This is a genomic window from Streptomyces sp. NPDC055140 (assembly GCF_053607285.1).
In genome coordinates, this window is the sequence record NZ_JBSGTG010000001.1 from 168,283 (window position 1) to 194,121 (window position 25,839).

The following is a 25,839-nucleotide window of genomic DNA, read 5'->3' on the forward strand; positions in this document are numbered from 1 at the left end:
GTCCATGACGTACAGCGGAGCGGTGAAGGTCGGCGGCCCGGCAGATGTGCACGAGCTGCAGAACCTGATGATCTCCAAGGTCGCGGTCGGCGCGATGAACAACAACGCATATCTGCTGCGTTGCCGCGCCACCGGCGAGCAGCTCCTCATCGACGCGGCCGCCGACGCGGAGACGCTGCTGACCCTGATCGGGGACGACGGCATCGCGTCCGTCGTCACGACGCATCAGCACGGGGACCACTGGCAGGCGCTCGCCCGGATCGTGGAGGTCACGGGCCCGCGTACGTACGCGGGCCGTTACGACGCGGAGGGCATCCCGGTCCCCACCGACGTGCTCGTCGAGGACGGGGACACGATCACCGTGGGCCGGGTCTCGCTGACCGCCCGGCACCTGGTCGGCCACACGCCCGGCTCGATCGCCCTCGTCTACGACGACCCGCACGGCCACCCCCATGTCTTCACCGGGGACTGCCTGTTCCCGGGCGGCGTGGGGAACACATGGAAGGACCCGAAGGCCTTCGCGAGCCTGATCGACGACGTCGAGTCGAAGATCTTCGGCCGGCTCCCCGACGAGACATGGGTCTACCCCGGGCACGGGAACGACACGACGCTCGGCGCCGAGCGGCCGCATCTGCCGGAGTGGCGCGAGCGCGGCTGGTGAGTCAACGCCCGGCCGCGCCGGGCGTGTTCACTCCACAGAGCATGAGAGTCCGGCGGTACTAGACCGTGGCCACGCCGGGCTCGGCCAGGGCGGCCACCCGCTCCACCGCGAACGCGTATCCCTGGACCCCGCATCCGGCGATCACTCCGTCGGCCCTGAGGGACACGTAGGAGTGGTGCCGGAACTCCTCGCGCTGGTGGATGTTGGAGATGTGGACCTCGATGACGGGCAGGCCGTCGCACGCCTTGAGGGCGTCCAGGATCGCCACCGACGTGTGCGAGTAGGCGGCCGGGTTGATCACGATGCCCACGTGGTTCTGGCGCGCCTCGTGGATCCAGTCCACCAGCTCGCCCTCGTGGTTGGACTGCCGGAAGTCGACGCTCCCGCCGTGCACGGCCGCGGCCTTGGCACACAGGGCCTCGACGTCCGCGAGGGTGTCGGACCCGTAGATCTCCGGCTGCCGGCGGCCGAGGAGGTTCAGGTTCGGACCGTTCAGAACCATGATCGGGGCGTTGGCAAGGGTGCGGGGCACAGGGGACCTCCGTGCGTCGGGCGGCTGCTCACCCAGGGTCTATCACGAGGCGTCACTGCGCTGCCCGGCCGTATCACCGTGACCGTCACGGCGTGACGGCGAGCTCCACATACGCGGCGAACACCACGAGGTGAACTCCGCCCTGGAGCGGGGTGGCGCGGCCCGGGACGACGGTCAGCGTGCTCACCAGCATCGTCAGGACAAGCAGCACCATCTGCGTGGCACCGAGCCCGAGGACGAGGGGCCCCGACAGCCAGAACGACGCGATGGCGACGGCCGGGATGGTCAGTCCGATGCTGGCCATCGCGGAGCCCAGCGCGAGGTTGAGGCTCGTCTGGACGCGGTCACGACGGGCCGCGCGCAGAGCCGCGATCGTCTCGGGCAGCAGTACGAGGAGCGCGATGATCACGCCGACGACGGAGTGCGGCATCCCGGCTGCTTCGACGCCCGACTCGATCGTCGGGGACACGCCTTTGGCGAGACCGACGACGGCGACGAGGGCGAGTCCGAGGAAGCCGAGGCTGATCAGGGCGGTGCGGGTGGTGGGCGCGTCCGCGTGGTCGTCGCCGTCGATGACGTTGCCCTGCTTGGTGATCGGCAGGAAGTAGTCGCGGTGCCGCACGGTCTGGGTCGCCACGAAGATCCCGTACAGGACGAGCGCGGCGGAGGCCGCGAAGATCAGCTGCGAGGTGGAGAACTCCGGGCCCGGCTTGCTCGTGGTGAACGTCGGCAGGACCAGGCAGAGCGTGGCCAGGGTGGCGACCGTGGCGAGCGCGCCGCCGGTGCCCTCGGACTGGAAGACGGCGACGCGGTGCCGGAACGCGGCGGCGAGCAGGCTCAGTCCGACGATGCCGTTGCAGGTGATCATGACTGCGGCGAAGACCGTGTCGCGGGCGAGCGTGGCGCCCTTCTCGCCGCCATCGACCATGAGGGTGACGATCAGCGCCACTTCGATGACGGTGACGGCGACGGCAAGTACGAGGGAGCCGAAGGGTTCGCCGACGCGGTGGGCCACCACCTCGGCGTGGTGGACGGCCGCGAGTACGGACGCGGCGAGCACGACGGAGACGACGGCCACGACGGCGCCCGGCAGCGAGCGACCCCAGGTGAACACCAGCAGGACGACCGCGAGGACGGGGACGACGGCCGTCCATTGCGTGACCAGTCTCCGAAGCCCAGCGATCATGCCTTCGATGGTGCACCGACGGTGCGGGGGCCGCGACTTCGGGACGGGCACGTGCGCGAGGGCCCGAACGAGTGAAGGAGCGCGCGGCTGCCGGCCGCGCGCTCCTTCTCTGTGCCGGGCTCCGAGCCGGGCCGACCGGGCCTTGTGTCAGGCTCCGTGTCGGGCTCTATGTCGGGCTCCGTGCCGGGCGGGTCAGGCCTTGATGCTGTCCTTGCGGGCGCCGTCGGTCGCGTCGCCGTCCTGGTCGCCGTCGTCCCCGCCGTCGAGGGCCTGCTTCTGCGCCTGCTTCTTGGAGGCGATGAGGCTGGCGATGGTGGTGATCGCCAGGACGCCGCAGATGACGGCCAGGGAGACCGGGATGGAGATCTCCGGCACGTGCACCCCGGACTCGTGCAGCGCGTGCAGGACGAGCTTCACGCCGATGAAGCCGAGGATCACCGACAGGCCGTAGCTGAGGTAGACCAGCTTCCTGAGGAGTCCGCCGATGAGGAAGTACAGCTGGCGCAGACCCATCAGCGCGAACGCGTTGGCCGTGAAGACGATGTACGGGTCCTGAGTCAGGCCGAAGATCGCCGGGATCGAGTCCATCGCGAACAGCACGTCGGTCGTGCCGATCGCCAGCATGACGACCATGAGCGGCGTCAGGATCCGCTTGCCGTTGACCCGGATGAACAGCTTCGTGCCGTGGTACCGGTCGGCGACGCCGAACTTCTTCTCGATGGACTTGAGGAGGCGGTTCTCCTCGAACTCGTCTTCCTCGTCGTCCGACATCGCTTCCTGGATGAGCTTCCAGGCGGTGTAGATGAGGAACGCGCCGAAGATGTAGAAGACCCACGAGAAGTTGGCGATGACCGCGGCACCGGCCGCGATGAAGATGGCGCGCAGCACCAGGGCGATCAGCACACCGAACAGCAGGACGCGCTGCTGGAGCTGGGACGGCACCGAGAACTTCGCCATGATCAGGATGAAGACGAAGAGGTTGTCGACGCTCAGCGACTTCTCGGTGATGAAGCCGGCGAAGAACTCGCCCGAAGCCTGTGAGCTCCCCCAGATCAGCAGACCGACCCCGAAGAGGGCGGCCAGCACGATCCAGACGACCGTCCAGATTCCGGCTTCCTTGATCGATACGTCGTGGGGCTTGCGCCCGATGAAGAAGTCGACCGCGATCAGGGCGACCAGACCAAGAATGGTCAGCACCCAAAGGGTCATCGATACGTCCACTGCGCCTCCGGCGTCGTACGGCTACTGATCAGCGTCGTCGCTGCCGGAGGTCTCTTCCACCCGGGCGGCCTCAGCTCGCCTCGGGCCGACGCCCCGGGACCGGTGTCGGTCCGTATTGACGGGAACGCCGCGTTCGGGAGTACTCCCCTCCGCTCGTCGGAGCCTACGGGAAACACCCATGAAACGTAAAGGGTTCGGTAAAGATAAGTTCAAAAGCAGTGCTCAGGGGAGTCAGATGCCCTGCTCTCGTCGTGCTCTGGCGACCTCTTCGAGGACCTGCTCCAGGATCCGGCTGCCGGACGGGACATTCGGCGGCTCGTACGTCCACGCGTGCCCCACCCATGGGTCGGCGAGGTGGTCGTCGGGCACCGGAGTGAGCCTGAGCAGCGCCCGCCAGAGCGGGTCGAGGACCGGTCCGTACTCGGCGGCGTCCTCGCGGTCGGCGACCATCAGGAGGTGGACGCCGACGGCGGGGCCCTCGTCGGCGAGGTAACGCAGCCGGGTCACCGCGCGGTCGTCGAAGCCGTGCGGGAAGTCGTTGACGATCAGCAGCTGCTCGGCGGTGTCCAGGTCGGGTGGCAGCGCGTCGGCCGCTCCGCCGCGGACCGCCATCTGTACGAGGTCCACGCGCTGGGTGAGCCGGGCGAGCAGCTCGGAGACACCGGCCACCCCGGCGGCCGGCGGCGCGGCGAGCACTCCGGCCCGCACGAGCGGGGCGAGCGCTCCCGCAGCCGATCCGGCCGGGTCGATGACATGCACGGCGAACTCGCCCGCCGGGTAGACGGCGAGGAGGCGCGCGGCTAGCTCGACGGCGCTGCGCATGGCGCGGCGGCGCAGCTCGTCGGACTCGGTGAGCGCGTCCGCACCGGAGCGGCCGCTGTCGATCCACATGCCGCGCTCCAGGGGCAGCCGCACGAGCATCGGGATGCGCAGGCCCACGCTGCGGGACTCGGGCAGCTGGAGGTCGCCCAGGCGCAGGGCCATCGGGATCTCCATAGGGCTGCGGTACGCGTGCCAGACCGGGTTGTCCCAGCCCGCGTAGGCCGGGGGCAGGGCGGGCTCGACGACGGCGGACTCGGCGGCCAGCTGGGCGAGGTCACGGTCGAGGACCTCCCTCGCCCGGTCGACGAGCTGTGCGTGCTTGGCCCGGGCGGCCTCGCGCGCGACGTCCCCCTGGCCGCCGATCCGGCTGCGCGGGTCGGACAGGGCCTTGTCGAGCTCCTGCTCCATACGGGAGTCCGCGAAGTCGACGGCGCTGCGGTACGCGGCGACGCAGCGGGCCAGGTCCTCGAACATGCCCCACACCTGGTTGTAGAGCCGCTCGTCCATGGACCAGCCGGTCGCGTCACCGGCGACGGGGAGGGCGGGCTGCCCCGGCTCTCCGGGGGGCGCGGTGGGCGCGGGGGCGGGTGGTGCGGGGGCCTGTCGGCCGGGGTGCGTGTAGTTGACCGGGCCCGTGCCACCCGTCCGGCCGGAGGCGTGGGCCTGCGGCTGGGGCTCGTGCGTCGGCTGGGGGTCGTGGGGTGACTGGGGCTCGGGGGGTGACTGAGGCTGGCTGGAGCGGGGCGGGGTGGTACTCGGCATCGCGGCGCCGGCGACGGACGCCCCTGCTCCGGTGTCCGCCATGGCGCTCGCCCCTGAGGCCGCCGTCCGGGGCGGAGGCGGCGCCACCGTACGGGCAAGCCCTCGCGCCACCGCTTCACCGATCTCGCCCGCGAGAGCCCCCGCGTCGGGAAACCCCTGGTCGGTCAGGAGTGCGCCGAGGCCGCCCGCGTACCCCTGGCCCACCGCGCGCACCTTCCATGCTCCCTGGCGGCGGTACAGCTCCAGGGCTACGACGGCGGACTCGGCGTCGAGGTCGGTGATGGTGTAGCTGGCGACCTCGGAGCCGTCGAGTCCGGTGACGGCGACGAAGGGGGCCGCGACGGCGCCGAAGCGGTCGGGACCGCCGGGCCCGGTGGGCAGCGCGAGCAGCACGCTCACGCGGTGGGCGGCCTCGGGCACGGCGTCCAGATCGACGGCGAGACGGTGGTCGGCCGCCGCCTGCCGGGGGACCTCGAGCCCAGGCAGCGCGGGGGCGCCGGGGTGCGCGACCCAGTCGCGGCCGTGCACTCTGCCCTGGTCGTCGCTGAGCGTCGCGCCCGCCACGACCGGTGCTCCCGCCGACACGCGGATCTCCAGACGGGTCTGGGTGAGGGGGTGGTTCTGCCCCCGGACCAGCTCGGCCGTCATCGCCTTCTCCCCCTCGTCCCGTCCGTCTGTTCCTGTGTTCCCGCTACCTCACAGGCCCGGCAGGATCGCCGGCATGAGGTCCTGGAACGTGCGGCCGTTGGCAGGCGAGCCCAGGGCGGTCATCTGCCAGCCGGCGCCCGCACGGTGCACCTTCGCCATGATCTGGGCGGTGTACTGGCCGCCGCCGTCGAGCGTGTAGCGGGCCAGCTCCTGGCCGTTGGTCTCGTCGACCAGGCGGCAGAACGCGTTCTGCACCTCCTGGAAGGTCTGGCCGGTGAAGGAGTTCACCGTGAAGACGATCTGGTCGATGTGGACCGGGACGCGCTGGAGGTCGACGAGGATCGCCTCGTCGTCGCCGCCCTGGCCGGCGCCGCCGACCAGGTTGTCACCGGTGTGGCGCACGGAGCCGTCGTCGCTGACGAGGTGGCGGAAGAAGACGACGTCCACCGGCTGCTTGTCCGCGAACAGGACAGCCGAGGCGTCGAGGTCGATCTCGCGCGTGCGGGACCCGAAGAGGCCGCGGCGCGGGGCGGCCTGCCAGCCGAGTCCCATCCGGACGGCCGTCAGGGTGCCCCCGTCCTGCTTCTGCAGGCTGATCGCCTGGCCCTTGCTCAGGTTGACACCAGGACCCTTGGAAAAGTTGGCCGTCACGCGTCCGTCCCCTCTCGAACTGTGCTCTTCACCGCCCGTCCGAACGGTTGAGGGAACCCTACGCAGGGCCACTGACAACGCCGCACGCCGGCAAGGACTTTGTGTCGGTGTTGCAACACACCGTGCGGCATGCCGGATCCGTCCGGCATGCCGTGGGGCCTGCGGTGTGCGGGGGGGCGTCAGGCCAGCCCGGCCTCCTTCATCTGGCGCAGCTCCTTCTTCATCTCCGACACCTCGTCACGCAGCCTCGCGGCGATCTCGAACTGGAGGTCCGCGGCGGACGCCCGCATCCGGTCGGTCAACTCTTCGATCTGCTCGGCGAGTTCGGCCGCGGGACGGTCGGTGGGGACCGGCTGTGCCGCCTTGCCCTTTGTGGCCTTGCCGCCGGTCTTCTTGGCGCCCGCCTTGGCGAGCGCGGGCACGGGCGCCTTGGCACCCTTGCCGTCCTTCGCGCCCTTGCGGTAGCCGGAGCCGAGGAGTTCCTCGGTGTCGACGTCCTCGCGCGCGATGGACGCGACGATGTCGTTGATCTTCTTGCGGAGCGGCTGGGGGTCGATCCCCTTTTCCTTGTTGTACGCGATCTGCTTCTCCCGGCGGCGGTTGGTCTCGTCGATGGCCTTCTCCATCGCCGGAGTGATCTTGTCCGCGTACATATGGACCTGGCCCGACACGTTGCGCGCGGCGCGGCCGATGGTCTGGATCAGGGAGGTGCCGGAGCGCAGGAAGCCCTCCTTGTCGGCGTCGAGGATCGCCACCAGGGAGACCTCGGGCAGGTCGAGGCCCTCACGGAGCAGGTTGATGCCGACGAGGACGTCGTACTCACCCGCGCGCAGTTCGCGCAGCAGCTCGACGCGGCGCAGTGTGTCGACGTCGCTGTGCAGGTAGCGCACCTGGATGCCGAGCTCCAGGAAGTACTCGGTGAGGTCCTCGGCCATCTTCTTGGTGAGCGTGGTGACGAGGACGCGCTCGTCCTTCTCGGTGCGCTTGCGGATCTCGTGCACCAGGTCGTCGATCTGGCCCTCGGTGGGCTTGACCACGACCTCGGGGTCGATGAGGCCCGTGGGGCGGATGATCTGCTCCACGAAGCCGTCGCCCCGCGCGAGCTCGTACTTGCCCGGGGTGGCCGACAGGTAGACGGTCTGGCCGATGCGCTCCTGGAACTCCTCCCACTTCAGGGGGCGGTTGTCCAGGGCGGACGGGAGCCGGAAGCCGTGGTCGACGAGGGTGCGCTTGCGGGAGGCGTCGCCCTCGTACATGGCGCCGATCTGCGGCACGGTGACATGCGACTCGTCGATGACGAGGAGGAAGTCGTCCGGGAAGTAGTCGAGCAGCGTGTTCGGCGGGGAGCCGGGCGAGCGGCCGTCGAAGTGCATCGAGTAGTTCTCCACGCCGGAGCAGGAGCCGATCTGACGGAGCATCTCGAGGTCGTACGTGGTGCGCATGCGCAGCCGCTGGGCCTCGAGCATCTTGCCCTGCTTCTCCAACTCCGCGAGGCGCTCCCCGAGCTCCTTCTCGATGTCGTTCGCCGCGCGCTCCAGGCGCTCGGGGCCCGCCACGTAGTGCGTGGCCGGGAAGACGTACAGCGACTCGTCGTCGCTGATGACCTCGCCGGTGAGGGGGTGGAGGGTGGAGAGGGACTCGATCTCGTCCCCGAACATCTCGATGCGGACGGCGAGCTCCTCGTAGACCGGGAAGATCTCGATGGTGTCGCCGCGGACGCGGAACGTGCCACGGCTGAAGGCCACGTCGTTGCGCGTGTACTGGATGTCGACGAAGCGGCGCAGCAGCTCGTCCCGGTCGATCTCGTCGCCGACCTTGAGCGACACCATGCGGTCGACGTACTCCTGCGGCGTGCCCAGGCCGTAGATGCACGAGACGGAGGCGACCACGACGACGTCCCGCCGGGTGATCAGCGAGTTCGTCGCGGAGTGGCGCAGGCGCTCCACTTCCTCGTTGATCGAGGAGTCCTTCTCGATGTAGGTGTCCGACTGCGGGACGTACGCCTCGGGCTGGTAGTAGTCGTAGTACGAGACGAAGTACTCGACCGCATTGTTCGGCAGCAGCTCGCGGAACTCGTTGGCCAGCTGGGCGGCCAGCGTCTTGTTCGGCGCCATCACGAGGGTGGGGCGCTGAAGTTTCTCGATCATCCACGCGGTGGTGGCGGACTTACCTGTTCCGGTCGCACCGAGGAGGACGACATCCTTCTCACCTGCGGTGATGCGCCGCTCCAGGTCGGCGATGGCCGCCGGCTGGTCGCCGCTTGGCTGGTAGGGACTGACGACCTCGAAAGGCGCCACCGTGCGTTCGATCTTGGATACGGGCCGCATGGAATCCACCGTACGACCCCGCACTGACAACGGGGCCGGATCAGCCTGCCCGCCGCAGCGGGCGCACCGTCCGGCCCGCCCTACTCGCGGCCTCGACGGCGTCCAGCCGGTCGGGCCTGCCCGTCATCATCATCGGGTCGAACACCACCACGACGCCGGCCAGGAGCAGGAAGCACAGGGGGCCGATCATCAGGGGCGCGAGGAGTTCGGCGGGGGTGTCACCGGCAGGGGTGCCGCCGCTTCCGTTCACGTGGACGCTGAGGGCGGCCATTCCGGTGTAGTGCATGCCGGTCACCGCGAGACCCATGACGAGGCTCGCGCCGACGCTCCAGACGAACCCCCTGACCTGGACCGCGGCCCAGAGTGCGGCGGTGGCGGCGGCCATGGCGATCACCACGGAGACGCCGACGGTGAAGGTGTTGTACTGAAGCGTCCCATGTAGGCGCATACCGGCCATACCGAGGTAGTGCATCGACGCGACACCCAGACCGGTGACCGTGCCGCCGGTGAACAGGGCCGCTCCTGTCGCGCCCCGGTAACCGACGATGAAGATCCCGACCCCGACCATGACCATGGCGACGCCCAGGCTCGCGAACGTCGTCAGTTTGTCGTAGTGGATCGGGGTGCCCTGCACGCGGAAGCCCATCATCGCGATGAAGTGCATCGTCCAGATTCCGGACCCGATCGCCGCCGAGCCGAGCGCGAGCCAGCCGGGCCGCCAGGACTGGGTGACGAGCAGCGATCTGGTGGTGCAGCGCAGACCCAGCGCCCCGCCGAGGCAGGCCATGAAGAACGCCACCAGCGGCGTGACCAGTCCATAGCTGAATCCGTCGACCGTGCCCTGCATCCGCCGCAGCCCTTCCGCCCTGATGTTCCTGATGCGTTCCGTTTGCACCCCTGGCAGCGACTGCCGGAGCGACCGCGATTGGAGCAGAGATTAAGGCTCCCCCGGGAACGTCTGACCGATTTTCCGGCAAAGCCTCACGACACCCACCCGCGGGGTGCACGTCCTCCCACCACTCCGTTCAGTGTGTGGCCATCCTTCACCTGTCTTCCGTTGGCAACCGACTGTCACTCTCGTCCAGTCCTTGATCCCTCGACGCGAGGAGTACACGTGTCCGCACACGCAACCACCGCGGCCGCCGCCCTGGCGGGATTCGTCGGCGTCCTGGTCCTCCCCACCGCCGCCGAGGCGGCCCAGCAGCACGACGCACCCGTCGTCATCGCACACCGCGGCGCCTCCGGGTACGCGCCCGAGAACACCCTCCAGGCCATCGACAAGGCCGACAAGCTCGGCTTCGACTGGGTCGAGAACGACGTGCAGCGCACCAAGGACGGCCGGCTCGTCGTCATCCACGACACGAATCTGGCGCGCACCACGAACGTCGAACAGGTCTTCCCCGGCCGCGCCCCGTACAAGGTCGGCGACTTCACCGCGGCGGAGATCGCCAAGCTCGACGCCGGCAGCTGGAAGGGCGCCGAGTTCACCGGCGCCCGCGTGCCGACCCTCACCCAGTACCTGGATCGGGTCGACCACAACCACCAGAAACTCCTCATGGAGATCAAGGCCCCGGAACTCTACCCGGGCATCGAGAAGGACGTCCTGCGCGTGCTCGGCAAGGAGGGCTGGCTCAACCGCGATCACGTCAGGAACCGCCTGGTGATCCAGAGCTTCAGCGCCGACAGTGTACGGACCCTGCACGTGCGCCGCCCGGACATCACAACGGGCTTCCTCGGCACCCCCGCCGTGAGCGACCTGCCCCGGTACGCCCAGTTCGCAGATCAGATCAACCCCAGCAACGGGACGATCTCGGACTGGTACGTCGCATCGGTGCACGCCTTCAAGGGCCCGCACGGCAAGCGCCTCCAGCTCTTCACCTGGCCCGTGAACGACGCGGCGACCGCGCGGCGCGCGGCCGGTCTCGGCGTGGACGGCATCATCACGAACGTCCCCGATGTCGTGCGTAAGGCAGTGGGCGGCCGCGAGTAGAGCGGACGACGGGCAGGGGGAGGCGAGGCCGGCGGACGGCGCGGCCCGTTGTCAGTGGCTCCCCGTACGGTGGTCGGCATGAACGCCAATGGGCAGAAAGCCACTGGGGACAGCGCCGGGAACAGTGCCGCACACAGTGCCGGGCTCACGGTTGTCTGGGCCGTCGTCGGCACGGACATCGGGCCGCTGCTCCTCGCCGCGACGGACGCCGGGCTGGTGAATGTCGTCTTCCACGCCTCCCCCGCCGTGCGGGACCCGGCGGTCGAGCGGCTCGGTTCCCGGCTCGGGACCGAGCCGGTGGAGGCCCCGGACTCGCCGCTCCTGGCCGAGCCCATACGTCAGCTGAAGGCCTACTTCGCCGGTGAGCGGCGCGATTTCGAGCTGCCGCTCGACTGGTCGCTGATCGCCGGGTTCAACCGGCAGGTCCTGCGCGAGCTCGCGTCCGGTGTCCCGTTCGGCACGGTCGTCGGCTACGGGGATCTGGCGGGCCGCGTCGGGCAGCCGGGGGCTGCGCAGGCGGTGGGCGTGGCCATGGGGGCCAATCCGCTACCGGTCGTGGTGCCGTGCCACCGCGTCGTGGAGAGCGACGGCGGCATCGGCGGATTCGGCGGCGGCCTGGAGACGAAGCGGCAGCTGCTCGCGCTGGAAGGGGTCCTTCCGCAGCCGCTGTTCTGAGGCACGGGAGCCGCTGTTCCGAGACACGGGAGCCGCCGTTTTGACCCCCAGATGCCTGGGGGTGCCGGGCCGCGCGGGGACGCCCTGTGTTCGCGGGTGGGTGCCGACTGGCACACTGCGCCGGTGCTCATACCCGATTCCGCCGCGCGCCGCCGGCCCTCCGTCCCCGTGACGCCCGAGGACCTGGCCGGGCTGCGCCGTCGTGTCACCGCCGTGCTCGTCGCGAGCCAGATACTCGGCGGGCTCGGTGTCGCCACCGGCATCGCGCTCGCCGCCGTGCTCGCCAAGCAGGTCAGCGGGGACGAGGCGCTGTCCGGGCTCGCGCCGACCGCGACGGTCGCCGGGACCGCCCTGCTGTCCGTCCCGCTCGCCGCCCTGATGACGGCACGGGGGCGGCGGCCCGGGCTCGTCCTCGCCTATCTGATCGGCGCACTGGGGGCCGGGGTCGTCGTGCTGGCCGCCGCGGTGGGGAGCTTCCCGCTGCTGCTCGTCGGCATGGCCGGGTTCGGCGCCGCCTCGTCGGCGAATCTCCAGGCGCGGTTCGCGGCGGCCGATCTGGCCGAGCCACAGCGCCGGGCGCGGGCGATCTCGAACGTCGTGTGGGCCACCACGATCGGCGCGGTGCTCGGGCCCAACATCGCGGCGCCCGCGGGCCGCAGCGTCGCCGGGCTCGGCATCCCCGCGGCGGCGGGGCCCTTCCTCTGGGCGGCCGGAGTCTTCCTCGTCTCGGCCGTCATGGTGCAGGTCCTGCTGCGTCCCGACCCGCTCCTGACCGCCCGCGCCCTGGCTCCCGAGGAGGAGAAGTCGGCCGGAGCGCGGTCGATCAGGGCCGGGTTCGCCGCGGTCGCCGCGTCGCCGCGTGCCCGGCTCGCCCTCGTGACCGTCGCCGTCTCGCACACCGCGATGGTCTCCATCATGTCGATGACGCCGGTCGACCTCGGCCATCACGGTGCGAGCATCGATCTCATCGGCCTGGTCATCAGCGGGCACATCGCGGGCATGTACGCGTTCTCGCCGGTGATGGGACGGCTGTCGGACCGGCTCGGGCGGCTCTCCGTTATCGGCCTCGCCGTGGGCCTGCTCGCCTGTGCGGCGCTGCTCGCGGGCACGGCGGGCGGCAACCACGGGCAGACCGCCGCGGGCCTGTTCGTTCTGGGGCTCGGCTGGTCCGCCGGCCTCGTCTCCGGTTCGGCCCTGTTGACCGACTCGGTGCCGCAGGCCGCGCGGGCCGCCGCACAGGGCCTGTCCGACCTGACCATGAACACGGCGGCCGGCGTCGGCGGCGCGGCCGCGGGCCTGGTCGTCGCGACGGCGAGCTACGCCTGGCTCAACCTGGCCGCGGCCTGCCTCCTGCTGCCGCTCGCCGCGCTCACCCTCTTCAGCCGGCGGCCCGCGACCAGGTGATCAGGGCGGCGTGACCGCGGCCGGTCACCGCGGTCGATATGACGCCGGTCAGGGCAGCGTGATGTGGTACGCCTTCCGCAGGGTCTCGTGCACGGTCCACGTCGTACGGTCGCCCTCGCGCAGTACCGCCGCGTCGCCGGGGCCCACCTCCAGGGTCTGCCCGCCCTCGACCTCGACCGTGGCGCGGCCGGAGACGACCACGAACAGCTCGTTCGCCTCGGTGTCCGTGACCACGCCCGGCGTGATCTGCCAGATGCCCCGCAGCTGCTTGCCGTCGGCGGACTCCCAGAGCACCTTGCCCGTGACGACGGGGTCGCCCGAGACGATCTGCTCCGGATCGAGGGGCTCCGGTTCGAGTGCGACGTCCGGGATGTGTACGGCAAAAGAAGCAGTGGCCTGATCGTTCGTGGTCATGAACGGTCACTCTAGGCAGCGTGGCCCCCTCTGTTCACTGGACGACCCGTACCTCGGTCGCGGCCCGGACTGGACGGCTCGTCAAGGGGAAGAGACCTGGGGACAACGTCCCGGGCGCCGCGTGCCCGGGTTCTAGGGAGTCGTGGGGACATGGAGATTTCCGGCGTCATCAGCGCGATCGTGATCGGCATCGTCATCGGCGTCCTGGGCCGGCTCGCGCTGCCCGGCCGTCAGCGCATCGGCATCCTGGCGACGGTCGTCGTCGGCATCGTGGCCGCGCTGCTCGGCTCGGCCATCGCCGCGGGCATCGGTGTCGCGGACACCAAGGGGATCGACTGGGTGGAGTGGCTGATCCAGATCGGCCTGGCCGCCCTGGGTGTGGCCCTGCTCGACCGCGGCCGGACGAGCGGCCGGTCACGCGGCCGCTCATGGAGCCGTACCCGCCACTGAACCTCGACGCCCGTACAACCAAGCCCCGTACGAGTGGCGGCCGTGGGGTCCGAGACCGGCACCTCGCGGGACATGATCGAGGCGCGTCGTGTGTCCGTCATGCGCACAGATGTGTCCGTCCTGCGCACAGGCTGCTCGGCCTACCGTCGCGCCACAAGTGTCTACCGACATGCCGCAGGGTTTGGGCGTGCGCGCCGCTCGCCATGGATGAGGGGAGACCCGACAGACAGGAGGCAGGCGCGTGGTGCTGGTGTCCGATGAGGTGCGGGAAGCGGTGGTCGCGGGCCGGCCGGTCGTGGCCCTGGAGTCGACGATCATCGCGCACGGGCTGCCGCGCCCGCGCAATCTGCGGGTGGCGCTCGAACTCGAAGAGCTGGTGCGCGCCGAGGGCGCGGTGCCCGCGACGATCGCCGTTCTGGACGGGCAGCCCCATGTCGGCCTGGACAAGGGCCAGTTGGAGCGGGTCGCGACGGAGGACGGCATCCGCAAGCTGAGCCACCGTGATCTCCCGCTCGCCGTGGCGACGGGGGCGAGCGGGGCGACGACCGTGTCGGCGACAGCGCTGCTCGCGGCGCGCGCGGGGGTACGGGTGTTCGCGACGGGTGGGCTCGGCGGCGTGCACCGGCGGTGGACCGAGACGCAGGACGAGTCGGCGGACCTCGGGCTGCTCGCGCGGACGCGGATCACCGTGGTGTGCGCGGGCGTCAAGTCGATCCTGGACGTACCGGCGACCCTTCAGCGGCTGGAGACCCTGGGTGTGTCGGTGGCCGGGTACGGGACCGGCCGCTTCCCGGGCTTCTACCTCTCCGACTCGGGCCATCCGGTCGACTGGACGCTGGGCGAACCGGCCGAGGTGGCCGGGGTGATGCGGGCTCAGGACGCGCTGGGCGGGCCCGAGGCCGCGCTGATCGTGGCGAACCCGGTACCCGAGGCGGACCAGCTCGATCCCGCGCTCCACGCGCGCGTGCTCGACGATGCGCTGCGGGCGTGCGACGCGGAGGGCATCACGGGGCAGGCGGTCACGCCGTTCCTCCTTGACTACCTGGTTCGGCACACGGACGGCGCCTCGCTGGAGGCCAACCTCGCGGCGGTACGCGGCAACGCACGGCTCGCGGCACGCATCGCGGCGGCCTGGGCGCGGCCGTGAGCGGAGCCCTCCTGGTCGTCGGGGACGTCGTCACGGACATCGTGGCCCGGCACGACGCCCCGCTCGCGGCGGGCACGGACACGGCGGCGGAGATTCGTACGCTGCCGGGCGGCGCGGGGGCGAACGTGGCGTGCTGGGCAGCCTGTTCGGGCTGTTCCGATGTGGCGATGCTAGGGCGGGTCGGCGCCGACTCGGTGGCCTGGCACGAGGAGGCGCTCACGCGCGCGGGGGTGCGTCCCCGGCTCGTCGTCGACCCGGAGGCGGCGACCGGCACCGTGATCTCACTGGTCGACACGGGGGCCGGCGCCGAGCGGACGTTCCTGACGGACAGCGGGGCCTCGCTGCGCCTCTCCCCCGCCGACTGGTCCGCGGACCTGCTCGGCGGGGTCGCGTGGCTGCATCTGTCCGGGTATCTGTTCTTCTCCGCCGAGGGTCGCGCACTGGTCGCGGCGGCGCTGGGCTCGGCACGCGCGCGTGGGGTGCCGGTGAGTGTCGATCCCGCGTCGGCCGGCTTCCTCACCGGGCTGGGACCCGACCGGTTCCTGGCACTCGCGGAGGGCGTGGAGGTCCTGCTGCCCAGCCGGGACGAGGCGGAGCTGCTGAGTGGCGCCGGGGACGCGGAGGACGCGGCGGCGAAGCTCAGCGGACGGTTCCCGCTGGTCGTCGTCACGTCGGGGGTCGCGGGAGCGGTGGTGGCGCAGGCCGGGGCGGTACGCGCGCGTGTGCCGTCGGTGTCGGCGGTGGCGCGGGACTCCACCGGGGCGGGCGACGCGTTCACCGGCGCGTTCCTCGCCGCGTGGCTGCGGGGCGCGGGGCCACGGGAGGCGGCGACTGAGGGGTGCCGCGCGGGGGCCCTGGCGGTGGCACGGGTGGGCGGCCGACCTCCGCCGCTCCGAGAGCGACCCGGACCCGTACTCCCCACGGGAGAAGACCCGGACCCGTCCGCCGAGAGCGACCCGGCCCCGTAACCCCTGCCAAGGACAGAAGCCCTAGGGCCTTCGCTTGGATCAGGCTGGATCAGGGAGCGGGGTGTGGTGCGTGCAGCTGCAAGGCGAGGGAGGGAAGCGACGCGATGGGGGTCCCCCCTGCTCGAGCGAAGCCGAGAGCTTGGGGAGTCGTTGACCGACGACAACGCCGCAGATGTGCGTGCCACGCCCACCGAGCCCAGCATGATCCAGACGAAAGGCCCTAGGCCCGCTTCCGTCCCCACGCCGAGATCAGCGGTGCCGTCGCCAGGTCCATCGTGCCGGTCGCGACGTCGGCCAGGTGGCGGTCGATCTCCTCGTCCGTGGCGTGGCCCGCGCGGACCAGGGACTCGCGGATCTGCTGGAACGTGGCCGTCTCCAGGACCCCGCACGCCTCGGACGTCAGCGGGAAGTACGCGTCGGCCTCCACCTGGTGCAGGCCGGCCTCCCGCAGCAGCCTCGGCAGCCTGCGGCCGTACGACAGGTCGGCGCCGCGCTCCGCGAGCAGCTCGCGGAAGCCGCGGCGCAGCCGGTTCGCCAGCTCCTCGGCGGGGCCGTGCTCGTCGGGGCAGGCCAGCGGCTGGAGTGCGGGGTCGGCGTCCTCGACGAGCAGCCGTCCGCCGGGCCGCAGCGCGCGCAGCATGGACGTCAACGCCCGCTCCCTGTCGGGCACATGGACCAGGACGAGCCGGGCGTGGACCAGGTCGAATCCCTCGGTGGGCGGCTCGTCGGCGGCCACGTCGTGGCGGAGGACCTCGACGGGGGAACGGGCGGCGGACGTCTGCCACGAGGTGTCGATGTCGGTCGCGAGGACCTTCCCGGTGGGGCCGACCTTCTTGGCGAGCCAGGAAACCACGGAGGTGCCGCCCGCGCCGACCTCCCAGCAGCGCCAGCCGGGGCCGATGCCGAGCTGTTCGATGTGCCGGAAGGTCGTGGGGTCGAAGAGGGTCGAGAAGGCGTCGAAGCGCCGGCCTGCCTCTTGCTGCCGGTTGTCCAGGAGATAGCCCTCGGGTCGCGTCATGCCGCGATCATCCCAGTTGTCCGGCCCGGCCCCGGGAGGCGGTTCCGCGCGTTCCGAAGGGGAGCATTCCGTTCCCCCAGGGGCCGTGGGCGTTGTCGCCGTGAGCTGGCAGACTGGCCCGCCGAGTCACCGAAACACGACGTCGAGCCGCGCGAGGAGCCCCGCATGTCGATGGCAGGCAACCTGCGGAAGGTCGGAGACCTCCGGAAGGTGTCCGACCTGCGCAAGGTCGGAGGCCTGAGAAGAGTGGCGCGCCTGGCACGTCGGCACCCCCGCGTCGACCTCAGCCACCCCTCCCGCTCGCCGCTGGGTTCGGCGGTCGTCAAGTGCGTGACGTACCGGGACGGGGTCCGCGAGCAGGCCGGGCGCGACCTGGTGGACGCGGTCGACCGGGTCCGCAAGTCCGACGACGGCTTCGTCTGGCTGGGGCTGCACGAGCCGACGGAGCTGGAGTTCGCGGACATCGCCGAGCTGTTCGACCTGCACCCGCTGGCCGTCGAGGACGCGGTGCACGCGCACCAGCGGCCGAAGGTCGAGCGGTACGGGCAGACGCTGTTCGCCGTGTTCAAGACCGTCTGTTACGTGGAGCACGCAGAACTGACCGCGACCAGCGAGGTCGTCGACACCGGCGAGATCATGGTGTTCATCGGCCGGGACTTCGTGATCACCGTGCGGCACGGGAGGCACGGCTCGCTCGGCCCGGTGCGCGAGGGTCTGGAGGCGGACCCAGGGCAGCTCACCAAGGGCCCGGCCGCCGTGCTGCACGCGATCGCCGACCACGTGGTGGACGACTATCTCACCGTGATCGACGCCGTCCAGTCGGACATCGACCAGGTCGAGACGGATGTGTTCGCCGAGGACGGGGCGCGCGCCGACCCGGGCCGGATCTACCAGCTCAAGCGCGAGTTGCTCGAACTGAAGCGGGCCGTGGTGCCGCTCGCCCGGCCGATAGAGGAGCTCGCGGGCCGCCCCTTCCAGGTGGTGGCGCCGGAGATACAGGCGTACTTCCGGGACGTCTCCGACCATCTGCTGAGGGCCGCCGAACAGATAGCGGCCTTCGACGAGTTGCTGAACTCGATCCTTCAGGCCCATCTCGCGCAGGTGACGGTCGCTCAGAACGAGGACATGCGCAAGATCACGGCCTGGGCCGCGGTCGTGGCCGTGCCGACGATGGGCTGCGGCGTGTACGGGATGAACTTCGACCATATGCCGGAGCTGCACTGGCAGTTCGGGTACCCGCTGTTCCTGGGCGTGATCGCGAGCATCTGTTTCGTCCTGCACCGCGCCTTCCGGCGCAACGGGTGGCTCTGAGCCCGCAGGACGAACGGCGGGCCGCACTACGCGGTGGCGGGCCGCTTCTAGGGAAGCGGCCCGCCGGATCCTGACCTCAGGGGTCAGCTCCTGGCGTAGACGCTCCCGACCCAGGACGACATCTGGTCCTCGGACAGATGCGCCGCGAGGTCGGCCTCGCTGATCATGCCGACGAGGCGCTTGTCCTCTATGACGGGGAGGCGGCGGATCTGGTGGTCCTGCATCTCGTGGAGGACCTCGTCGACGTCGGCGCCCGAGTCGATCCAGCGGGGCGTCCCCTGCGCGAGGTCACCCGCGGTGATCTTGGAGGGGTCGTGGCCCATGGCCACGCAGCCGATCACGATGTCGCGGTCCGTGAGGATCCCGCAGAGGCGTTCGTTCTCGTCGCTGATGGGCAGCGCGCCCACGTTCAGCTGGCGCATGAGCTGGGCGGCGCGGTCCAGGGTCTCGTGAGCGGGGATCCACTGCGCACCGCGGTGCATGATGTCTCCGGCGGTGGTCATGGGGTACCTCCCGGTGCCGGTGGCCGGCGCAGCACGGGTCGCGCCGCAGGTCCCGGCGCAATTCATTCTTCCCGCCCTGCCTTGGGCCCGCACCTGGGAGCGGGCCCGCACCGACACGTAGGCGCGCCCGTCACGAGGGCAGCCCGCCCCAGGCCGGATGCCGGGGGTCGTCGGCCCGTACGACCACGTCCGCCGTGCCGGCCGGGTCCGTCTCGCTCTCGTAGCGCTCGAAGGCCGGCAGCGTCCACTGCTCGTCCTCGGGCGTACGCCGTCGCAGCGCGCCCGGCGACAGCTTCAGGTGCACGGTCAGGTCGAACGGGAACCAGTGCCCCATGAGCAACGGCCCGTGCAGCAACAGAACGCCGCCGGGCGGCAGTTCGACGTAGGCGCTGCGTGTCGCGCGGTCGGCCGCCGGGTCCCACAGGTCCGGCAGGACGCGTCCCGTGCCGCCGGGTTCGAGCGGCCCGAAGACCTCGCGCCACAGCGCGGCCGTGTCGAACCAGCCGCTGTAGTACGCCTCCACGTCCTCGCGCCCGTACTCGAAGCGCAGCGAGGCGGGCCGCAGGAACCCGCCCGTGTCCACGACAAGTGAGGGGCGTCCGCGCACCCGTAGAGCCTCCCCGACCAGTGCGGCGAGGTCACCGGGCCGGGCGGCCGGCGGGCCGTCGACGGCGATACGGGGCCACGGACTCCCGTCGCCCGGCTTCAGTTCGAGCAGCCGCTCGGCGAGGGCGTCGCCGAGCCGTTCCCAGGTGATCGCTTCGAGTCGCACGCGCCTCATGATGCCTCGCACCCAGGACGGGATCCGACGGGACCCGTACCCCCGCGACGCGTTCTCGCCCGCACGCGGGGAATGAACCGCGTATGACCGCGAAGGCCCGGCCCCACCGCGCTGCTCACCGCCGGACTCCCCCGCCGCACACCGAACTCGGCGGGCCGGTCGTCGTGCAGCCGCTCAAGCGCCGGCAGTGCGCGGAGTGCCGCCGCGAGCCACTGGACCTGCTGACCCTGGAGGACGGGGCGCCGCGGTGCCTGGACTGCGCCGACCTCGGGCATCTCGTGTATCTGCCGCGCGGCGACTGGGCGCTCACCCGCCGCGCCAGGGAAGGCAGTTCGCTGTGGGCTGTGGTCGTGCGCTTCCATCGGCGGCGCGGCCGTTACGAGCGCCAGGGCGTCCTCGTGGAGGAGGAGGCGCTGGCCCGCGCCGAGGAGCGGTGCCTTGCGGACGCGGACGCGCGGGCCAGGCGCCGGGCGCGGGACGCGGCGCGCAGGGCGGCGCAGGACGCGTCGTTCACGGCCGCGTTCGCCCGGGAGATCCTGCGGCTCTTCCCCGGCTGCCCGCCGGAACGGGCGGAGGCGATCGCGGCCCACGCGTCACTGCGCGGCAGCGGCCGGGTGGGGCGCAGCGCGGCGGGCCGCGCCCTGTCGCGGGCCGCGGTGACGGCGGCGGTGCGGGCGGCGGTGCGGCACACGGAGACCGCGTACGACGCGTTGCTGATGAGCGGGGTACAGCGGGGCGAGGCCAGGCGGAGAATCGAGGTACCGGTGGAGGCCGTTCTGGTTGCGTGGCGCGCCCGGGAATCGTGAGAAGCGTGTACGCCGCACGGTGGCGGCTGCCCCCTCCGTGCGGCAGGATCTCGATCGGACCGCGACGCCAACGGCATCGCCGGCAGGGGGAGTTGTGATGATCGATGGACCGTACTTCGTGCTCACCGTCCTGGGCGCGCTCGCCTGCGGGGTGTCGGCGGGCGTCTTCATCGCGTTCTCGACCTTCGTGATGAAGGGGCTCGCGGCACTGCCGCCCGCGCAGGGTATTGCGGCGATGCAGGCGATCAACGTGGCCGCGGTCAGCCCGGCGTTCATGGTGGTGTTCCTGGGGGCCGCGGCGCTGTGCGTGGTGCTGGCCGTCGTGACGTTCGTGCTCTGGCCGGAGCAGGGCACCGTGGAGCTGCTGCTCGGCAGCGCGCTCCAGCTGGTCGGCGTGTTCGGCGTGACCGTCGCCGCGAACGTCCCGCGCAACGACGCGCTCGCGAAGCTCGACCCCCAGGCGCCGGACAGCGCGGGACCGTGGCGTACGTACGTGTCCGAGTGGCTGATGTGGAACCACATCAGGGGTGGTGCGTCGCTGGCCGCGTCGGCCTCGTTCATCCTCGCCCTGACCTGAGCCTTCGCGTCCTGCCGCACCCCCCGCCGGCGCCGCTGCACACCGGGGGAAACGGACGTATCGTGGCGAGAAGGACACGGCAAGGGAGACGGCCATGGCCGACCCCAAGGGCTTTCTCACCACCCCCCGGCAGGAGTGGCCGCGCCGCCCTGTCGAGGAGCGGGTCCATGACTGGGCCGAGGTGTACGTCCCCGGGGCGCTCCTCCCGATCGTCGAGGCGCAGGCCGACCGCTGCATGGACTGCGGCGTCCCGTTCTGTCACGAGGCGTGTCCGCTCGGGAACCTGATCCCGGAGTGGAACGAACTCGTGTCGCGGGACGACTGGCGGGCGGCGAGCGACCGGCTGCACGCCACGAACAACTTTCCCGAGTTCACCGGGCGCCTGTGCCCCGCCCCGTGCGAGGCGGGCTGTGTCCTGGCGATCAACCAGCCGGCCGTGACCATCAAGAACGTGGAGGTCGCCATCGCCGACCGCGCCTGGCAGGACGGCCTCGCCCCGCCCAAGCCGCCCGACCGGCTGTCCGGCGCCACGGTCGCCGTGGTCGGCTCGGGCCCGGCGGGGCTCGCGGCCGCCCAGCAGCTCACGCGCGCGGGACACACGGTCGCCGTCTTCGAGCGGGACGACCGGCCGGGCGGCCTGATGCGCTACGGCATCCCGGCTTTCAAGATGGAGAAGCGCCATCTGGACCGCAGGCTGGCGCAGTTGAGGGACGAGGGGGTGCGTTTTCGTACGTCGACGGAGGTCGGTCGGGACATCGGCGCGGCCGAGCTGCGGTCACGCTACGACGCGGTGGTCCTCGCGGTCGGCGCCACGGCCTGGCGCGAACTGGACGTGCCGGGACGGGAGTTGACCGGGATCGTGCAGGCGATGGAGTATCTGCCGCTGGCCAACCGCGTGTGCGAGGGCGACATCGACGCCTCCCCCCTGTCGGCCGCGGGCAAGCACGTCGTGATCGTCGGCGGCGGCGACACCGGCGCCGACTGCCTGGGCACGGCGGTGCGCGAGGGCGCCGCGTCGGTCACGCAGCTGGACATCTACGGGCAGCCGGGCTCCGATCGCGACGAGCTGGCCGAGCCCTGGCCGACGTATCCGAAGATCTACCGGCTGTCCGCCGCCCACGAGGAGGCCGGGGAGCTGCGGACCGCGCCCGCGGCGGACGCCGACGCGCGCCTGTTCGCGGCGTCCACGCTGCGTTTCGAAGGGGACGAGTGGGGCCGGGTGAGGGCGCTGCATCTCGTCGAGGTCGACGAGGCGCGGCGGCCCCGGGAGGGCACGTCCCGGGAGCTGCCCGCCGATCTGGTGCTGCTCGCCCTCGGCTTCTCGGGGCCCGAGCGCGGCGCCGGCGGCCCGGTCGGCCAGCTGGGCCTGGCCGTGGAGGACCGCGGCACGCTCGCCCGCGACGCGCGGTTCACGACCTCGGTGCCCGGCGTGTTCGCGGCCGGGGACGCGGCCCGCGGCCAGTCGCTCATCGTGTGGGCTATCGCCGAGGGCCGCTCGGCCGCGGCCGCGGTCGACCACTGGCTGACCGGCTCGACGCGGCTGCCCGCGCCGATCGGGCCGTACGACCGTCCGATGACGGCCTGAGCCCGTCGCCGGTCGGCGCTCGTCGTTCATTTGCGCTCGTCGGTTCCCGCGACCTTGCCGGTCGACAGGGCAATCCGGTTCCAGGTGTTGATCGTGAGGATCAGGGACAGGACGTGCGCCAGCTCCTGCTCGTCGAACTGGGCCGCGGCCTCGGCGTAGACGTCGTCGGGGACTCCGCCGTCGGCGACGAGCGTGACGGCCTCGGTGAGTGCGAGTGCCGCGCACTCCCGGGCGCTGAAGAAGTGCCGGGCCTCGCGCCACACGGCCACCATGTGCAGCCGGTCCTCGCTCTCGCCGGCCTTGCGCGCGTCGTTGGTGTGCATGTGGAGGCAGTACGCGCAGTGGTTGAGGTGCGAGGCGCGGATCTGGATCAGCTCGACCAGGGCCGGGTCGAGGCCCTCGCGGGCGGCGGCGTCGAAGCCGATCAGTGAGCGGAAGACCTTCGGCGCGGCCTTCGCGAAGTCGATGCGGCCGGCCGAGTGGGCGTGGGAGTGGGTGTTCGCCGTGGTGATCGTGTTCGTCGTCATGACCATGAATCTACGGGCCGGATAGACCTCTTGTAGAGTGCATTTCCATGGCAGATTCTTGGGTCAATTCCGCTGAGCGCATCGGCGCCGACCTGCATCTGGACCTGTCCGGTGCGGGCAGCCGCAGGGCCGCTCTCATGGGGGCGTTGCGTGATGCCGTGCGCTCGGGGCGGCTCGCTCCGGGCACCCGGCTGCCGCCCTACCGTTCGCTCGCCGCCGACCTGGGCGTCGCGCGTAACACGGTCGCCGACGCGTACGCGGAGCTCGTCGCCGAGGGCTGGCTGACCGCACGGCAGGGTTCGGGGACGCGGGTCGCCGAACGCGCGGGGCCGCCCGCGCCCGGCCGCGTCCCGAAGAAGGGTCCGGCCCGCACGCACGGGCCACGCCACGACCTCCGCCAGGGCACACCCGACGCGTCGTCCTTCCCGCGCGCGGAGTGGGCGGCCGCGTACCGGCGTGCGCTGCAGGCCGCGCCGAACGAGGCGTTCGGGCCGGGCGATCCGCAGGGCCGCATCGAGCTGCGTGAGGCGCTCACGGAGTATCTGGCCCGCGCGCGGGGGGTACGGGCGGAGCCGGACCGCATCGTGATCTGCTCCGGCTTCGCGCACGCCCTGCGGATTCTGTTCGACGGCCGGGTGCTGCGCGGACCGCTCGCCGTGGAGTCGTACGGACTCGGCTTCCACCGCGAGATCCTGACGACGGCCGGCGTACCGACGCTGCCCCTGACGCTCGACGAACACGGCGCGCGCGTGGGGGAGTTGACGGCCGGAGCGAGCCGGGCGAGGGCCGCGCTGCTCACACCGGCGCACCAGTTCCCCACGGGCGGCCCGTTGCACGCGGAGCGGCGTACGGCGGCCGTCGACTGGGCACGCGCGCGTAGCGGGCTGATCGTGGAGGACGACTACGACGGCGAGTTCCGCTACGACCGCAGGCCTGTCGGCGCGGTACAGGGCCTCGACCCCGAACGGGTGGTCTATGTCGGCTCGGTCAGCAAGAGCCTGTCGCCGGCGCTGCGGCTCGGCTGGATGGTGCTCCCGCAGGGGCTGGTGGGGGATGTCGTCGCGGCGAAGGGCGAGCGGGAGGCGTGGGCGAGCGTGCCGGACCAGCTGGCGCTCGCGGACTTCCTGGTCTCGGGGGCCTACGACCGGCATGTGCGGCGGATGCGGCAGCGGTACCGGGGGCGGCGGGACCGCCTGGTGGAGGCACTCGCCGAGCGGGCGCCCGAGGTGACGGCCACCGGGATCGCTGCGGGGCTGCACGCGGTGCTGCGGCTGCCCCCGGGGACCGAGCGGTCGGTGGTCAAGGCCGCCGCGTGGGGCGGTGTCGCCCTGGACGGCCTCGCCGAGTTCCGCCACCCGGAGGCGACGATGCCGCACACGGACGGCCTGGTGGTGGGGTACTCGACGCCGTCGGACCTCGCCTACGGCGCCGCGCTGGACGCCCTGTGTGGGGTGCTGCCGCCGGGCTGAGACCCCGACAGCGGCTGCCGGGTCCACCGGAAGGGCAGGCCCACGGCTCGCGCATCCCGTCCGCTCACGAGAGCAGGAAGTCCGCCGCCCCGGCCTTCGCGCCCTCGATGAATGCGGTGATCTCGCCTGGGGTGTAGATCAGGGCGGGGCCGTCCGGGTCGGCCGACTGACGCATCGCGACCCGGCCGTCGGCCAGCTTCATCGCTTCCACGCAGTTGCCCCCGTTGCCGCCGCTCCAGGGCTTGTGCCAGCCCTCGGTGCCGAGGTCTCGGGCGGGCATCCCGTTGTAGATGACCTCCCCGTCGACACCTCGTATGCGGGCCTTGATCCGATCCATTCACAGCTCCTTGCGGAGATCCCGGAGGATGTCCTTTGTGCGATGTGCCGTCGCGGCATGTGCCGCCATGCGGTCCATGACCTCGAGGTGGGTGGCCACCTCGGGGCGCGCGTCGAGGTAGACCGCGCCGGTCAGGTACTCGCTGTAGACCATGTCCGGCAGTTCTGACATGGCAAATCGGAACAACACGAAGGGGCCGTACGTGCCGGGGTGCGGGCCGGCTGCGAACTCGGCGATCTGCAGCGTCACGTTGGCCAGCTCCGTGGTCTCGAGGAGCCGGTCGATCTGGCCGCGCATCACGTCGGGGCCGCCGGCCGGGCGCCGCAGCGCGGTCTCGTCCATGACCATCCACAGGCGCGGGGCGTCCTCGCGGGTGATCAGCTCCTGGCGCTGCATCCGCAGCGCGACATGCCGCTCGACGACATCGGGGTCCTCGGCGAGGGCGCGGCCGACCGCTCCGGAGCGCAGCACTCCACGCGCGTAGTCCTCGGTCTGCAGAAGCCCGGGAACGAAGTGGGGCTCGTACGACCGGATGAGGCTGGCGGCGCCCTCCAGGCTCACGTACATCGAGAACCAGCCGGGCAGGATGTCGTGGAACCGCTGCCACCAGCCGGGTTTGTTGGCCTCTTCGGCGAGCGCGACGAAGGCTTCCGCCTCTTCGTCGGTGACGCCGTAGGACTTCAGGAGGAGCTGGAGGTACGGGATCTTCAGGCCGACCTCGGCCATCTCCATGCGGCGGACCGTGGCGGGGGCGACGCGCAGGACCTTCGCGGCCTCCTCGCGCTTGAGCCCGGCGCGTTCGCGCAGGTCCTGGAGGCGCCTGCCGAGGACGACCTGGCCAACGGTCGGAGCGGACCGCGGTTCGCTCACGCCCCCTACCTCCCAGTCGTCCCTGTGGTCCTGTTGCGGTCGCGCGTGTGGTCGCGCTCCCAGAGGGAAGCCGGACTGCCCCGACGCCCGGTCATTCCGGGCAACTTCCCTGAAATCGTCGGCATTTTCGCCATGATGGGCGCCGTACGGCACACCGCCGTCAGCAGTGTGCCATGGCTCGGCACCCGAGCACACTG

The 25,839-nt window shown here is 71.5% G+C and carries 26 protein-coding genes; 12 read left to right on the plus strand and 14 right to left on the minus strand.

The window, feature by feature from the left end:
• Window positions 1-4 precede the first annotated feature (4 nt).
• Window positions 5-661: an MBL fold metallo-hydrolase gene (locus ACWFR4_RS00805; protein ID WP_383992767.1), complete on the plus strand. Its 657-nt coding sequence runs from the start codon at window positions 5-7 to the stop codon at window positions 659-661.
• A gap of 58 nt (window positions 662-719) precedes the next feature.
• On the opposite strand, the gene aroQ is transcribed toward ACWFR4_RS00805, so the two are convergent.
• The 7 genes from aroQ to ACWFR4_RS00840 all read right to left on the minus strand — a co-directional run bounded on the left by aroQ (window position 720) and on the right by ACWFR4_RS00840 (window position 9,657).
• Window positions 720-1,193, minus strand: coding sequence for a type II 3-dehydroquinate dehydratase (aroQ, locus tag ACWFR4_RS00810; RefSeq protein ID WP_227294089.1), 474 nt, complete (start codon window positions 1,191-1,193; stop codon window positions 720-722).
• A gap of 85 nt (window positions 1,194-1,278) precedes the next feature.
• Window positions 1,279-2,379, minus strand: coding sequence for a calcium:proton antiporter (locus tag ACWFR4_RS00815; RefSeq protein ID WP_326713564.1), 1,101 nt, complete (start codon window positions 2,377-2,379; stop codon window positions 1,279-1,281).
• Window positions 2,380-2,571: 192 nt separating this feature from the next.
• Window positions 2,572-3,588 carry a TerC family protein gene (locus ACWFR4_RS00820; RefSeq protein ID WP_453467095.1) on the minus strand — a complete coding sequence of 339 codons (1,017 nt, stop codon included), beginning with the start codon at window positions 3,586-3,588 and terminating at the stop codon, window positions 2,572-2,574.
• 243 nt (window positions 3,589-3,831) lie between these two features.
• Window positions 3,832-5,832, minus strand: a complete 2,001-nt coding sequence (locus ACWFR4_RS00825; RefSeq protein ID WP_453650083.1) for a TerD family protein — start codon at window positions 5,830-5,832, stop codon at window positions 3,832-3,834.
• A gap of 48 nt (window positions 5,833-5,880) precedes the next feature.
• Window positions 5,881-6,483, minus strand: a complete 603-nt coding sequence (locus ACWFR4_RS00830; protein WP_227294093.1) for a TerD family protein — start codon at window positions 6,481-6,483, stop codon at window positions 5,881-5,883.
• A gap of 179 nt (window positions 6,484-6,662) precedes the next feature.
• A complete protein-coding gene (gene uvrB, locus ACWFR4_RS00835) occupies window positions 6,663-8,810 on the minus strand; it encodes an excinuclease ABC subunit UvrB (protein ID WP_453467091.1) in 2,148 nt (715 codons plus the stop codon).
• Between the two features lie 40 nt (window positions 8,811-8,850).
• Window positions 8,851-9,657 (minus strand): MHYT domain-containing protein, encoded by an 807-nt coding sequence (locus tag ACWFR4_RS00840; protein ID WP_453467097.1) that lies wholly within the window; start codon window positions 9,655-9,657, stop codon window positions 8,851-8,853.
• A 267-nt stretch (window positions 9,658-9,924) separates the two neighbouring features.
• Between ACWFR4_RS00840 and ACWFR4_RS00845 the strand changes: the two genes are divergently transcribed.
• The 3 genes from ACWFR4_RS00845 to ACWFR4_RS00855 all read left to right on the plus strand — a co-directional run bounded on the left by ACWFR4_RS00845 (window position 9,925) and on the right by ACWFR4_RS00855 (window position 12,879).
• Complete coding sequence (locus tag ACWFR4_RS00845; RefSeq protein WP_453650085.1) at window positions 9,925-10,800, plus strand: glycerophosphodiester phosphodiesterase; 876 nt, start codon at window positions 9,925-9,927, stop codon at window positions 10,798-10,800.
• Between the two features lie 78 nt (window positions 10,801-10,878).
• On the plus strand, window positions 10,879-11,475 hold the full coding sequence (locus ACWFR4_RS00850; protein ID WP_453467087.1) for a methylated-DNA--[protein]-cysteine S-methyltransferase: 597 nt from the start codon (window positions 10,879-10,881) through the stop codon (window positions 11,473-11,475).
• A gap of 51 nt (window positions 11,476-11,526) precedes the next feature.
• Window positions 11,527-12,879, plus strand: a complete 1,353-nt coding sequence (locus ACWFR4_RS00855) for an MFS transporter (protein WP_453650087.1) — start codon at window positions 11,527-11,529, stop codon at window positions 12,877-12,879.
• Between the two features lie 48 nt (window positions 12,880-12,927).
• Here the strand turns inward: ACWFR4_RS00855 and ACWFR4_RS00860 are convergent, their stop codons facing one another.
• Window positions 12,928-13,293: a cupin domain-containing protein gene (locus ACWFR4_RS00860; RefSeq protein ID WP_382511843.1), complete on the minus strand. Its 366-nt coding sequence runs from the start codon at window positions 13,291-13,293 to the stop codon at window positions 12,928-12,930.
• Window positions 13,294-13,443: 150 nt separating this feature from the next.
• Between ACWFR4_RS00860 and ACWFR4_RS00865 the strand changes: the two genes are divergently transcribed.
• The 3 genes from ACWFR4_RS00865 to ACWFR4_RS00875 all read left to right on the plus strand — a co-directional run bounded on the left by ACWFR4_RS00865 (window position 13,444) and on the right by ACWFR4_RS00875 (window position 15,858).
• Complete coding sequence (locus tag ACWFR4_RS00865) at window positions 13,444-13,743, plus strand: GlsB/YeaQ/YmgE family stress response membrane protein (RefSeq protein ID WP_453467084.1); 300 nt, start codon at window positions 13,444-13,446, stop codon at window positions 13,741-13,743.
• Between the two features lie 241 nt (window positions 13,744-13,984).
• Window positions 13,985-14,890, plus strand: coding sequence for a pseudouridine-5'-phosphate glycosidase (locus ACWFR4_RS00870; protein WP_453650089.1), 906 nt, complete (start codon window positions 13,985-13,987; stop codon window positions 14,888-14,890).
• Window positions 14,887-15,858 (plus strand): carbohydrate kinase family protein, encoded by a 972-nt coding sequence (locus ACWFR4_RS00875; RefSeq protein WP_453650091.1) that lies wholly within the window; start codon window positions 14,887-14,889, stop codon window positions 15,856-15,858. The genes ACWFR4_RS00870 and ACWFR4_RS00875 overlap by 4 nt, the downstream gene beginning before the upstream one ends.
• Before the next feature lie 220 nt (window positions 15,859-16,078).
• On the opposite strand, the gene ACWFR4_RS00880 is transcribed toward ACWFR4_RS00875, so the two are convergent.
• Window positions 16,079-16,876: a methyltransferase domain-containing protein gene (locus ACWFR4_RS00880; protein ID WP_453467077.1), complete on the minus strand. Its 798-nt coding sequence runs from the start codon at window positions 16,874-16,876 to the stop codon at window positions 16,079-16,081.
• A gap of 165 nt (window positions 16,877-17,041) precedes the next feature.
• On the opposite strand from ACWFR4_RS00880, the gene ACWFR4_RS00885 reads away from it, so the two are divergent.
• Entirely contained in the window at window positions 17,042-18,187 is a 1,146-nt protein-coding gene (locus ACWFR4_RS00885; protein WP_453467076.1) for a magnesium and cobalt transport protein CorA, read from the plus strand.
• A gap of 83 nt (window positions 18,188-18,270) precedes the next feature.
• On the opposite strand, the gene ACWFR4_RS00890 is transcribed toward ACWFR4_RS00885, so the two are convergent.
• The gene (locus ACWFR4_RS00890) at window positions 18,271-18,690 is read right to left on the minus strand and encodes a CBS domain-containing protein (protein WP_453462652.1); all 420 of its coding nucleotides are present in this window, start codon (window positions 18,688-18,690) and stop codon (window positions 18,271-18,273) included.
• A gap of 130 nt (window positions 18,691-18,820) precedes the next feature.
• Complete coding sequence (locus ACWFR4_RS00895; protein WP_453462649.1) at window positions 18,821-19,471, minus strand: uridine kinase; 651 nt, start codon at window positions 19,469-19,471, stop codon at window positions 18,821-18,823.
• An 83-nt stretch (window positions 19,472-19,554) separates the two neighbouring features.
• On the opposite strand from ACWFR4_RS00895, the gene ACWFR4_RS00900 reads away from it, so the two are divergent.
• The 3 genes from ACWFR4_RS00900 to ACWFR4_RS00910 all read left to right on the plus strand — a co-directional run bounded on the left by ACWFR4_RS00900 (window position 19,555) and on the right by ACWFR4_RS00910 (window position 22,439).
• Entirely contained in the window at window positions 19,555-20,277 is a 723-nt protein-coding gene (locus ACWFR4_RS00900; protein ID WP_453462646.1) for a DUF2293 domain-containing protein, read from the plus strand.
• 97 nt (window positions 20,278-20,374) lie between these two features.
• Window positions 20,375-20,854 (plus strand): anthrone oxygenase family protein, encoded by a 480-nt coding sequence (locus tag ACWFR4_RS00905; RefSeq protein WP_453462643.1) that lies wholly within the window; start codon window positions 20,375-20,377, stop codon window positions 20,852-20,854.
• Between the two features lie 94 nt (window positions 20,855-20,948).
• Window positions 20,949-22,439, plus strand: a complete 1,491-nt coding sequence (locus ACWFR4_RS00910; protein WP_453462641.1) for a glutamate synthase subunit beta — start codon at window positions 20,949-20,951, stop codon at window positions 22,437-22,439.
• Between the two features lie 26 nt (window positions 22,440-22,465).
• Here the strand turns inward: ACWFR4_RS00910 and ACWFR4_RS00915 are convergent, their stop codons facing one another.
• Window positions 22,466-22,966 (minus strand): carboxymuconolactone decarboxylase family protein, encoded by a 501-nt coding sequence (locus ACWFR4_RS00915; protein WP_453462638.1) that lies wholly within the window; start codon window positions 22,964-22,966, stop codon window positions 22,466-22,468.
• Window positions 22,967-23,013: 47 nt separating this feature from the next.
• Between ACWFR4_RS00915 and pdxR the strand changes: the two genes are divergently transcribed.
• Window positions 23,014-24,435 (plus strand): MocR-like pyridoxine biosynthesis transcription factor PdxR, encoded by a 1,422-nt coding sequence (gene pdxR, locus ACWFR4_RS00920; protein WP_453650093.1) that lies wholly within the window; start codon window positions 23,014-23,016, stop codon window positions 24,433-24,435.
• A gap of 64 nt (window positions 24,436-24,499) precedes the next feature.
• Here pdxR and ACWFR4_RS00925 read toward each other — a convergent pair whose 3' ends face one another.
• Both ACWFR4_RS00925 and ACWFR4_RS00930 read right to left on the minus strand, forming a co-directional pair.
• On the minus strand, window positions 24,500-24,772 hold the full coding sequence (locus ACWFR4_RS00925; protein ID WP_405482087.1) for a DUF397 domain-containing protein: 273 nt from the start codon (window positions 24,770-24,772) through the stop codon (window positions 24,500-24,502).
• Window positions 24,773-25,642, minus strand: a complete 870-nt coding sequence (locus tag ACWFR4_RS00930; RefSeq protein ID WP_453462633.1) for a helix-turn-helix domain-containing protein — start codon at window positions 25,640-25,642, stop codon at window positions 24,773-24,775. It abuts the gene before it with no gap.
• Window positions 25,643-25,839: the final 197 nt, after the last annotated feature.